Source organism: Kordia sp. E (genome assembly GCF_056033805.1).
This window is the reverse complement of sequence record NZ_JBRASR010000006.1, coordinates 354084-366772: the sequence shown is the minus strand read 5'-3', so window position 1 is coordinate 366772 and position 12689 is coordinate 354084. Positions and strand designations below refer to the sequence as shown.

The window sequence follows — 12689 nt, the reverse complement described above, 5'->3', positions numbered from 1 at the left end:
ATTAGAAGTGTTATTCGTGCTTTTTTATGTTCAGAATCTAAATTTTAAAGCAAACCAAACGGCGACAAATTCTTCTAGTGTTACATCGCCATCAATTGTAAATAATACATCACTTGGAAAGCGCGAACGTTCTTTATATACTTTTCCATCTCTAATCGTAGCAATGATATCAAAAATAGAATTTGAATTCTCTTTGTATACTTTTCCATCTTTGATATTGAATAGAATATGATTTGCCATTCGCGAGCGTTCGTTGTACACCTTTCCATCTCTTACCGTATAAAGGACATCAAATACAGATGTAGAATTTCCTTTAAAAATTTGATCATTCATAATAGTGTAAATAATATCACCACTAAAAAAAGAATTTTCCTTGTACACTTTTTCATCTTTTACCGTACAAATCAAATCCATTGAAAATGTAGAATCACCTTTATACACTTTTACTTGTGCTAAGAGTGTACATGTTGTAAAAAATAGGAGTGCAGTACTGAGTAACTTTTTCATATAGATGAAGATAAGAATTATTTTTTCGAGTTACGTTAAATCTTTCGTAAGATAATGCGAAGCATGCCCTTTTGGTCTATCGTTTAATGTGGCTATATGTTTATATCCAACTTTTTCGTAGAATGGTTTCGCTTGCCAACTAGTTGTTTCCACAAAAACTTTCTCACAGTTATGTTCTTTGGCAAACTTTTCGGCAGATACAATCAATTCTTTGCCGATTCCTTTTCCGCGACATTCTTCAGATAACCATAACAATTCAATATGCATTGTATTCCAAAAACAAGTTGCTCTTACGCCGCCAATTATAGTTGAATGTTCATTTCTAGCAAACACAAAAAATTTTACTTCAGCTTCAATTGGTTCAAGATCGGGTACTTTTAATTGGTTGAAGTCAATAATTCCTTTGCTGATAGTTTTTGCATCAGCTTTGTTTGGGTTTGTTGTAATTTCTATGTTCATTTCAATGTGTGCAATTTTGATTAAAAGTAGGATTTTAAATTAATTATAAGTAAATAGAATATGGAATACTTTTTCATCCATAAAAGAATTCTAATACTCCACTAATTAAAGTCAAAACTCCAGCGCCTAACATAATGTAACTCCATAATCTATTTGATATAAAAAAGAAATGATTATACATTTCAATCCGTACTTTCTTACCATCATTTATAACATAGTCATAGCTTGTATGATAGGTCCAAATAAAAGACAATAGAAATCCAATTCCCATACTAAATTGGAAAGAAGCTTCAGAAGAAAAAAAAACTCCAACATTATCTTTCAAAAAGCTATATAGCAATGTAACACCTAAAAATGGAACGATGATAAATACAGGAATTAAGATTCCTCGATTGTTATAAAGTAAGATCATTCTAAGGTTTCTGATAGTTCTTCTGCATCTTTCTTATTCGGAAATACTTTTGAAACAATATACCCTACAATCATTGCAAAAGCAAACGAAGGCGCCAATACATCTAATTCTACAAAATACGCACCAACACTTTCTAAGTTCGACATTACAAATTTGAAAAATATAACAGAAGCAAACCCAGTAATCATAGACGCAATGGCTCCTTTTTCAGTATATCCTTTCCAGAATAATGATAGAATAATTACAGGACAAAACGTAGCGGCAATTCCAGACCAACCAAAAATCATAATCCAAAAAATCTGTCGATCAGGATATAAGAAATATAGTAAAACTGCGATTCCAAGTGCTACCATTGCCATTCCAATAGTAACCAATCGAGAGAATTTTGTTAAGTCTTCATCTTTTAAATCGGGTCTAAATATTTTCTGATAAAAATCACGTGTAATCGCGCTTGACGCAAGAATCAATAAGGAATCTATGGTAGACATTATTGCAGAAAGAACGATCGCAATAAAGATTGCAACTAAAATTGTGGGTAAAAATTCGTTAGTAATCATGCTCAATACATCTTCTCCGCCAGTTCCTAAAACGGACTCAGGATCTTGTCCGGCTTGTGTAAAATAGATTCGAGCAAGTATACCAATGGTTACAGCTGCAGCATCTGTTAAGAGTGTAAATAGAAGCGCTACCCATTTTCCTTTATCAATTTCATGTTCACTTTCAATAGACATAAAACGGACATATACTTGTGGTGATCCTAAGAAACCTAATCCAATCATGGAGAAACCAAGAATGGTAAATAAGTTCATCCAACCGTCATTACTTCTTCCCATGAATTGTGTTAATGTAGGATCAATTGCATTTAATCCTTCCGTAATTCCAGCTCCGTGATCCATAGAAAACCATACTACAATTGGCAGTAAAACGAGGCCGAAAAACATTAAAATACCTTGAAACATATCTGACCAAACAGCAGCGACAAATCCACCAATAAAAATATAAATAAGCACAATTGTAAAACCAATTAAAACACCAATTCGATAGTCAATACCAAGCATGGACTCAAATGCAATTCCGGTGACATCCATTTGCGAAGCCACATAAATGACGACAAAAACCACTAATACCGAAGCAGAAATAATCCGTAGCGTGTTTGTGGACGATTTAAAATGACTTTGAAGGTAATCGGGTATTGTGATTGCTTTGTATTCGTCAGACCGCTTTTTAAAGCGTTTTGCCATAAATTGCCATGAGATAAAAACGCCGAGTAATTCACCTGCAACAACCCAGTAACCAGAATAACCTGCAATGGCGCCCATTCCTGTTAAACCGATTAAAAGCCATCCAGACTCGCCAGTGGCTCTCGCAGAAAAAGCAACAGCCCAAAAGCCCATTTTTTTTCCTCCTACATAATAATCACTCATACTTTTGACTCTTCGCGAAGCCAATATCCCTATTAAAAATAGAATGGCTACATAAATTGCTAGAACGGTAATTTTTGTGATCATTGGTTTTTGGTTTAGGTTATTTTTATAAAGATAGTGTTTGGATAATAATTTGTATTGTTTAAAAAGATTAAAATTACAATTAACCAAATTTCGAAAGTAAGTAACTGTTTTTGCGGCTTTATTTATCTACTGATGTGTAATTGCTTCAATTTTTTTATGCTTTTTGGTTTAAAACCTTATTTTTGAATAAGAATCAATAACTAAATGCGAACTTTCTTTTTTTTAATATTCACTGTAATTCATTTTATTTCTTTTGGGCAAACAGTTGATGTTCCTAAATATTTAGAACTAGTAGAAGATGAAAAACAATATTATATTGGAAATTATGTTGAATATTATATTGACTCTACACGCTCGCTTTCTTTTGAAGAAATAAAAAACAGAAAGTTTTACAAACTTGAAAAACCACCAAGTGTATCAGAGGCAATAGTTTGGTATAAGTTTTATACAATTCCCAAAACAACAGCAAAACAGTTATTATTTACACCAAATATTGTTGATCTTTCAGATGTATATATTCCTTATAAAAATGGTTATAAACAGTATAAGGTAGGAATTCTTACCAAACGGAAAATGAAGTATATAACTGGAGATGCTTCTGTTTCAAACTTATCAATTGATTCTTTAGATTTTACAAAACCCTTTTATTACAATAAGCGACAGCTTGGTTTTAGTGGAAAAGCTTATTCAAAATATTCAGGTATTTTATTTCTAACAAATAATGTAAACAACTGGTATTCAAATAAACTTACGGAATATGATGACAATTATAGTTTTAAACAGTGCTTAGCTGTTGTATTTATTTCGTTTTTGCTGTTTTTAGTAAGTTATATAGTTACAAAAGATAGAAACTTCTTGCACTATAGTTTGTATCTGCTTTTTACAACGCTCATATTTATTATGATGTTTCGAAATATTTCGAACTTCTTAAACTCCATACATCCATATATAATAAACTATGTTGGGATTGTTAGTGTAATTATGGCTTCGGTAACATATTTTTATTTTGTAATCTATTTTGTAGAATTAAAAAACAAAAATTCAACGATTTATAAATTAGCTCAATTTACTATTATAGCTTCTTTAGTATTTGCCGCTTTCATTTTACTACAAATGATTTTTGTGCCGTATTTTTCGTATAGATATGTGCTTATAGATTCTTATAACATTATATTTTTAATCATCTCAATTATCATTTTTATTTATCTAATGTTTACACCATTAAGTATTGCAAAAAGGATTGTTGTTGTTGGTAGTTTGTTTTTAATTATAGGGCAAATATTGAGTGTTGTTTTGGGGCTCTCTTTTTTCTTTATAGGAGCGGTAATTATTGAAATTATTCTTTTTTCTGGAGTTGTTTCGTATCAAAATAGAATCACAAATAACAAGAGAGTTTTAAGCGAATCCGCATTAGAAATCGAAAAAAGTAAACGAGAAAATCTGCAAGAATTAAATGAATTAAAGTCTAAATTTTTCTCCAACATTTCACATGAGTTTAGAACACCATTAACGCTAATTTCTGGTCCAATTCAACAACAACTAGAAAAGAAAGATTTGCCAGATGAAGAACGTAGTAATCTTGAAATGATGCAGCGAAATTCTAATCGGTTACTTTCTTTGGTAGATCAGTTATTAGGCGTGTCAAAAGTTGAATCTGGAAATGTAGTATTAGATGTATCAAATAACAACATCATTACTTTTACTGAAATCTTAATTGATAGTTTTAGATTTACGACTAAACAAAAACTCTTAAAATTTGAGACCGACATAGAGCCAACAGTACTTGAAACTTGGTTTGATAAAGATATTGTCGAAAAAATTATTACAAATCTATTGTCAAACGCTGTAAAGTACACTTCTGAAAATGGAGAAATTGCTTGCAAAGCTGTTGTAAAAGACAATGAATTTCACTTTGAAATAAAAAATACTGGAGAACAGTTAACACCTGAAGAAATAGAGAAACTCTTTGACCGTTTTTACCAAGTTGATCAATACAAAGAAGGAACTGGAATTGGATTGTCGTTAGTCAAAGAAATTGTAAGTCTTCATAAAGGAACAATCTCAGCCACCAGTATTGAAAATTGGATAACTTTTAAAGTGATGTTGCCAATTGCTAAAGCTGATTACAAAGATTTAGAAGCTGAAGAAGTATTAGAACATAAAGATGTAGAAAAAGACATTGTGATTTCCAATACAATTCTAGAAAATGAAAATGATTTTGATGATGATACACCAATTCTTTTAATTGTTGAAGATAATACGGATGTGAGAATGTATGTTGATTCTATTTTTAAAGACAACTATAAAATTATACATGCTGAAAACGGACAAGAAGGAATAGATTTGGCAATTCAGCATGTTCCTGATATTATTATAAGTGATATCATGATGCCGGTAAAAAATGGTATTGAACTCTGTAATACTTTAAAAACGGACGAGCGAACAAGTCATATTCCAATTATTTTACTAACCGCAAAAGCTGGTGAAGAAAACGAAATTGAAGGTGTGAAAACTGGTGCCGACGACTATATTACAAAACCTTTTAATAACGAACTCCTAAAACTAAAAGTTGAAAAACTGTTGGAGAATATAAAAAAACTACAGGAAAAATTTAGTCAAGAAGTTCTTTTAAAACCAACAGAAATTTCAATCAGTTCTACAGATGATTTATTTCTAAATAGATTGCAAGATGTTTTAGATGATAAATTGGTAGAATCTACTTTTAATACAGATGATTTTTGTAAATCAGTAAATATGAGTAGAATGCAATTACACAGAAAACTGAAAGCTTTATTCAACATGACAACTACAGAATTTATTCGTTCGCAACGTTTAAAACTAGCTGCTGATTTGTTAAAAACATCTGATGTAACCGTATCACAAGTTGGCTATAGTGTCGGTTTTAATGATCCTGCATATTTTAGCAAACGCTTTAAAGAAGTCTATAATTGTACGCCTACACAATACGCTAAAAGAGGTAATTAAACACCTTATATTTTTAAATTTTCTTTCTTTTTTTTAAATGTTTATTCTTCATAAACATAGGTAATCTCTGCGTTTCAAGCAATGTTACAATAGTCATAGTGTTTGTTACAATACTTATAGTCTTCACGCAACTACACAACTACTTTTACTCTCATAAAAACTATTCTAAATGTAATTAATATAGGAATGAAACTATATGAAGGGAAATTAAAAGAAGCATTAACCGATAAGATTTACTTAAACGTAAACAATCTTAAGAAAGGTTCCTACACCTTAAGTATTATTAATAAAAACAAAGTCATACAAAAGACAACTTTTAAAAAATAACCCATGAAATCAAATATCCACGAATACAAAAACAACTATTTAAAAATGGGGAAGCAAAAAATCATATTTCTGATTGCGTTGCTATTTTTAATTAATACATCAAACGTTGATGCGCAATCTAATAATACCTTCTTTTTAGGACATAGTTTGATAAACTTTGAAGTACCAAACATTGTAGATAAGTTATCAATTGCAAGCAGTCAAACCTTTTCATATGATGCTAACATTGGAAATGGAGCTACTTTATCATGGCATTGGAACAATCCAACAACTGGACAAGGAGATCAGTGGGATTTGACACTACCTAATGGCGGATATGAAAACTTTATTTTAACAGAAGCTGTTCCGCTACTAAATCATTTAAACAGTAGTAATACTTTTCAAGTTGCAGATGACTTTTGCAGTTTTGCGAATCAACACAATCCAAACATTCAATACTATATATACGAAACTTGGCATTGTATTAATAGTGGTAATGGCAGTACTTCGGGTTCTGGAGGTTATCCATGCGATTGGGATACGGAAAGTAATACTCCATGGAGAGATAGACTTGACATAGATCTAGCAAAATGGGAAAGTATTGCTGATCATATCAATTTGACGCACACAAACCCGATGTTAATAATTCCTGGTGGTCAAGCGCTAGGTAGATTGTCTGATCGTATTGAAGAAGGTACAGTTCCTGGATTATCTTCAATCTTTGATTTATTTGTAGATACACATCATTTAGACTCACGCGGTAATTATTTTATTGCTTGTGTGATGTACGCTGTCATACATAAAATGTCTCCAGTTGGCTTACCAAACCAACTAACAAATAGATATGGTAATTTATATACAGTATATCCAACGCCAGCACAAGCTGCAATTATGCAAGAAATTGCATGGCAAACTGTCTGCGATTACCAAAGAGATGGAGTTGAATGTGCTCCGTTAAGTGTTTCATCGATTGAAGATGAACGTTCCAAAATTAAAATTTACCCTATACCTGCCAATGATCAATTGTCTATTCAATTTACTGATTCGTTTGCTAAAAATATCTCGTTTTCAATCTATGATCAATTAGGAAAAATTGTTCATGAAGGTGTTTTAAAATCTGAAATGACATCTATTAATTTAATAGCGTTATCCGCTGGAATCTACTTTCTGAAAATTAAAAATGAAACGTTCAAATTTATAAAATCATAACACATGAAAAAACACTACTCAATTTTTTGCATACTATTTTTCTTAAGCATTCAAGATCATACTGCACAAACTGAATTTAGAAGAGATTCCATCCATATATTTTCTTGGTCAAGTGCTGATACTAATTGGTCTCATAACACAAGAGAATTATACACATTTGATTACGAAGGAACGAAAGAAACCAATCTATTACGATTGATAGCGAATGGTGGTACTGGTAATTGGGTGAATTTTTATCAATTTAATAAAGACTATAATACTTTAAACAATATAACCGAAAGTATACAACAAAATTGGAGTAGTGATAGTTGGTCAAATAGTGCAAGAGATACGCATACATACAATGCACAGAACAATGAAACTGTTTTTCTATATGCCATAAGAGTGAACAATGCTTGGAGAAATCAAAGACGAGAAATTAAAACCTATAACGGAAACAATCTTACCATTAAAACACTTGAAGAGTTTGACGGTTCTGTCCTTGTTCCCGAAGATAGATACCTATATGAGTACGAAATAGGCTCTGATAGATTAACGCAAGAGATTGAGCAAATCTATTTCGAAGACGTAGATTTTTGGCTCAATGTAGAAAAAAAGGAATACAGTTATACCAGTTTTGGAGCATTGGAAAAAATAGAAGAATTTGGATTTAATGGAAGTCAAAACGATTTTAATGTAAATGGATCGGAACAAACTTTATATAGTTACAATGCATTACAACAACTTACGGAGCGAACAAGGCAATTACGAATAAGTGGCACCTACAGAAATTTTGAGCGTTTTGTATATGTATACACACTGGGAAACCAAACAGAACTAATCATTCAAGAATGGGTTACTGCGGATGGTGTTTGGATAAATAAATTTAGGCAACTACGAACGTTTGATGCAGATGATAACGAAACCGAACTTATATATCAAGCTTGGAACGCAGATACTGATGATTGGCGAAACCTAACGCGTAGCGTATCATTTTGGAGTGCTGCTGCTGCTTTTGATGCTACAACACTAAGCATAAACTCAATTGATGAAAACTCGTATTCCGTTGTTGTATATCCAAATCCGACAGCAAATTACATCAACATAAATACTAATACTTCAACACCAGTTCATTCGGTGACTTTGTTCAATCTACAAGGACAACAAATTCTTAAAACTAACGGAGAAACAAAAATTGCTATTGGTCATTTAGCAGCAGGCACATACTTGATTAAAATTCATATTGACAATAGTATACTTACTAAAAAAATTGTAATCAATTAAAAAATTGAAAACGTAAAAATAAGCTCATGAGAAAAATAATTACAGTACTTGTCTTACTATTAGTAACAATTTCAACTTTTGCGCAACAAGGCATAAATTATAAGGCAATTATTAAAGACGATAGTGGTAATGTAGTAGTCAATGACTTAATACAAGTACAATTTAGTATTCGTACGAGTACAAATATTGCAGACAATGTTTATGTAGAAACGCACTCACCAACTACAAATGCTAATGGTTTAATAATACTCAATATTGGAGAAGGCGTAGCAACCAGTGGTGTTTTTACAGACATAGATTGGGCAACCAGTGATCATTTTTTAAACGTACAAATAAATACTGGCGCTGGATTGGTAGATATGGGAACTACTGAGTTTATGGCAGTGCCTTATGCAAAACATGCTGAAACAGCTGCTAATGTATCTGGCTTAGAGCAAATAACAGAAAACAATGGCACACAAGATAATACTGGCTGGAGATTGGTTGGTCGTAACCCCAATTCTCACTTACCAATAGGTGAAGGTGCCATCGACTTTAGTACTTTTGGAGATCTAGCTGGAGGTGCTAGTGGTGATTATTCTATGGCTATTGGTCCTGGCTCAGTAGCTTCAGGACATTCTTCATTTTGTAGAGGTTATAATTCAAATGCTTCTGGAACAGGATCTACGGTAATAGGAAGCTATTCTTCTGCCTCAGGAAATGGTTCTATAGCATATGGGTATGCTTCTTGGGCTTCAGGTATTAGTGCTACAATAATTGGGTCATATTGTAATGCATCAGGTTTTGGTTCAACCGCCATTGGTCATAGATTAGAAGTAGATTCTTATTATTCATTTGCTCTTGGAAGATATAATATTGGAGGTGGTAATTCTAGTACTTGGGAAGATACTGATAAGCTATTTGAAATTGGTAATGGTGTAGATGATGATCATCGTAACAATGCAGTAACGGTTTTAAAAAATGGTAAAGTTGGTATCGGCAGAGATCAACCTTCTAGTCTGCTTGAAGTCGCCCATGAAAATAGTCCGCCTACATCTAGTGATTACACAAATGCATTTAGCATACACAATAAAACTACAGGTGGTTCTTGGCAATTTTCAACAGTCAGCTCTGGGCATTTAAGTATATACAAAAACGGAAGTTATCGTGGTTTTTTTAATCAAGCTAGCGGAACGTATAGTTCTATTTCAGACAGACGTGTAAAAAAAGACATCATAGCTATAGAAGATGGTACGCTAGCCAAAGTAATGCAATTAAATCCTGTAAGTTATTTAATGAAAGATCAAAAAGGAAGTAAGCGGAACATCGGTTTAATATCTCAAGAAGTAAAAGAAATATTTCCAAGCATTACACATTACGTTGAAGAATCTGACTTGTTGACCTTATCTTATTCAGAGCTTATTCCAATACTTATAAAAGCTTTACAAGAGCAACAAACCAATATTGAAACTCAAAACAAAACCCTTGAAAAACTAATTCAACGAATTGAAGCATTAGAAAATAAAAACAACTAAAAAAACACCCTGTGAAAACACTTAAACACCTCATATTAGGATTGGTACTATTACTAACCTATACAGCAACTGCGCAAACTGGCTTTAATTACAAAGCACTTATAAAAGATGGTTTGGGAAATGTTGTAAGCAATCAAGAGATACACATACGGTTTACAATTTACTCGGTAGGAATTCCTGTGATTCCAAATTATCAAGAAAGGCACATTGCTACTACCGATGCCAATGGTATTGTAATAGTTACTATTGGAGAAGGTGACGATAATATCGTTGGGACCTTTCCAGGTAATTGGGCGCCAAGCATTAAACTTAATACAGAAATAGATATAGAAAAAGATGGCACTTATGTAGATTTTGGCGAAACCAGCTTTAAAAAAGTGCCAATGGCAATACATGCAGATAGTGCAGGAAATGTTTTTAGTGGTGATTATAATGATTTAATCAATCAACCATTAACATCTGCAGGTTTAGAGCAAATAACAGAAAATGGAAATACAGGTTGGCGATTGGTTGGTCGTAATGCTGCAAATTATGGAAACATAGGTGAGAACGCTGTAGATTTAAGTTATAGTGAATTATTATCATCAGATTATGGTGCCACTGGAGAAAGCTCAATAGCAATGGGAATTATAACAACAGCTTCTGGATTTTCTTCAACGGCTATGGGAAATGGTACGTTAGCAACAGGAAATACCTCAACAGCAATGGGAAATGGTACGTCAGCAACGGCAAATTTTTCAACAGCAATGGGAAATTCTACAGAAGCTTCTAGAGCTTATTCAACTGCAATGGGATTTTCCACAACGTCTTCTGGTTTGGCTTCAACAGCAATGGGACGTTCTACAGAAGCTTCAGGTGATTATGCAACTGCAACGGGTATTTTTACAACAGCAAAATCCTATGCTGAAATTTCGATTGGCGCATATAATACAGATTACACACCAGTAAGTACTACAAGTTTTTCTGGAAGCGATCGTATATTTAATATAGGCAATGGAGTCTTCAATTCAAATAGAAGCGATGCGTTAACTGTTTTAAAAAATGGTACCATAACTGCACCTAGTGTAACGAACTCATTAATTAATACTGCTGGTGACAAAGCACTAATAACAAAAGAATACGCAGATACGAATTATTTAGTGACTAGTGGTAGTGTAGATATTTCTATTGATGGAGAATTACAACAAACAAGTACTGGCAACGCAAATTTAGTCCCGATCGCCTATGGCATTGTAGAATCTACTGGAAGTGTTTTAAGTGGTACAGGTAATTTTACTGCTTTTCTTAGCGGTAATGTATTTATTATAGATGTCAACGGTACAGAATCATTAAATTATAGTAATACAGTAGCTATCATAACACCAATTTCTACTACAGCTAGAACTTCGACTACTACTATCTCTGATGGCAATGGAGATAGTGATGCAGACCTTAATGTACGCATCTTTACTGCTAGTGGCACGCAAGTAACTACAACTTTTCAATTTGTGATTTATAAACTATAAAAAATGATTTTTATGAAAACAACATATATAGTACTCATAGTATTGCTCATAAGTCATATTGGATTTACGCAAACCATAGAAAAATATAGTATTGATAGTGGAGGAGCATCAGCTACAGCTGGTGGATTAGAAATACTTTATACAATCGGAGAAACAAACGTACAAGAACATACTACGACAACGCTTTCTGTTTCTGAAGGATTTATTACGACTGATTTTAAAATTAATATCAATCCAAAAATATTTTTGCAAGGACCACTTTTAAATCCAGCTACTACAGGATTGATGAATGATGATTTAAGATCAAATAATCACTTACCAACTACATCTCCGTACGCAGATGCAGCTATCGCAGCAGCAACTATATTCAATTTAGGTGGAACTTCTGGTACAGGAATGTCACAAGATGATATTGTAGATTGGGTTTGGGTAGAAATACGCCAAGCAAATGATAACACTAAAATCGTACGAGCACAATCGGCATTAGTACAACGTGATGGAGATATTGTAGACGTAGATGGCGTTTCAACAGTACAACTAAATGCAGCACCAACCAATTACTATGTAGTGGTAAAACATAGAAATCATTTGGGAATAATGTCTGCCAATATAATTACGCTCAATAGTTCTGTGACAAGTGTTGATTTTACCAACCCAACTACACAAACTTTTGGTTCCAATGCACAAACAACTTCTGGAATTCCTTCTGGAACAATGGCTCTGTGGACAGGAGATGTAAATAATGACGCAATTGTACAATACTCAGGAACTACGCCCGATTCGCCAAGTATCTTATCACTCGTGCTAAATGATGCAGGTAATTTTTTAAACTTCCCAACATTTGTAGTTAGCGGATACAACTCGCACGATATCAACATGGATGGAAACACACAATACACAGGAACAGCGCCTGATACGCCTATTATTTTACAAAACGTATTAGCACATCCAGGAAACTTTTTAAACTTTAGCACGTATCAAATTCTAGAACAATTACCAGAAAATTAAAACACACAGCAAT

At 33.0% G+C, this 12689-nt stretch carries 10 protein-coding genes; 6 read left to right on the top strand and 4 right to left on the bottom strand.

The features are described 5' to 3' along the window. Window positions 1–30: 30 nt before the first annotated feature. The 4 genes from ACUUYC_RS23605 to ACUUYC_RS23590 all read right to left on the bottom strand — a co-directional run bounded on the left by ACUUYC_RS23605 (window position 31) and on the right by ACUUYC_RS23590 (window position 2886). Window positions 31–507 (bottom strand): hypothetical protein, encoded by a 477-nt coding sequence (locus tag ACUUYC_RS23605; RefSeq protein WP_474269961.1) that lies wholly within the window; start codon window positions 505–507, stop codon window positions 31–33. 30 nt (window positions 508–537) lie between these two features. Beyond that, window positions 538–966 (bottom strand): GNAT family N-acetyltransferase, encoded by a 429-nt coding sequence (locus ACUUYC_RS23600; RefSeq protein ID WP_474269959.1) that lies wholly within the window; start codon window positions 964–966, stop codon window positions 538–540. 73 nt (window positions 967–1039) lie between these two features. Continuing rightward, window positions 1040–1378: a hypothetical protein gene (locus ACUUYC_RS23595; protein WP_474269958.1), complete on the bottom strand. Its 339-nt coding sequence runs from the start codon at window positions 1376–1378 to the stop codon at window positions 1040–1042. Further along, window positions 1375–2886, bottom strand: coding sequence for a sodium/proline symporter (locus ACUUYC_RS23590; protein WP_474269956.1), 1512 nt, complete (start codon window positions 2884–2886; stop codon window positions 1375–1377). The genes ACUUYC_RS23595 and ACUUYC_RS23590 overlap by 4 nt, the downstream gene beginning before the upstream one ends. Before the next feature lie 204 nt (window positions 2887–3090). Between ACUUYC_RS23590 and ACUUYC_RS23585 the strand changes: the two genes are divergently transcribed. The 6 genes from ACUUYC_RS23585 (at window position 3091) to ACUUYC_RS23560 (ending at window position 12676) form a co-directional block, all read left to right on the top strand. Further along, entirely contained in the window at window positions 3091–5871 is a 2781-nt protein-coding gene (locus ACUUYC_RS23585) for a response regulator (RefSeq protein ID WP_474269954.1), read from the top strand. Window positions 5872–6201: 330 nt separating this feature from the next. Then, window positions 6202–7386, top strand: a complete 1185-nt coding sequence (locus ACUUYC_RS23580; RefSeq protein ID WP_474269952.1) for a T9SS type A sorting domain-containing protein — start codon at window positions 6202–6204, stop codon at window positions 7384–7386. Between the two features lie 3 nt (window positions 7387–7389). After that, window positions 7390–8649: a T9SS type A sorting domain-containing protein gene (locus tag ACUUYC_RS23575; protein WP_474269950.1), complete on the top strand. Its 1260-nt coding sequence runs from the start codon at window positions 7390–7392 to the stop codon at window positions 8647–8649. A gap of 26 nt (window positions 8650–8675) precedes the next feature. Then, entirely contained in the window at window positions 8676–10163 is a 1488-nt protein-coding gene (locus ACUUYC_RS23570; protein ID WP_474269948.1) for a tail fiber domain-containing protein, read from the top strand. Between the two features lie 11 nt (window positions 10164–10174). Next, a complete protein-coding gene (locus ACUUYC_RS23565; RefSeq protein ID WP_474269946.1) occupies window positions 10175–11668 on the top strand; it encodes a hypothetical protein in 1494 nt (497 codons plus the stop codon). A 12-nt stretch (window positions 11669–11680) separates the two neighbouring features. Beyond that, window positions 11681–12676, top strand: coding sequence for a hemagglutinin protein (locus ACUUYC_RS23560; RefSeq protein WP_474269944.1), 996 nt, complete (start codon window positions 11681–11683; stop codon window positions 12674–12676). The last annotated feature ends 13 nt before the right edge of the window (window positions 12677–12689 follow it).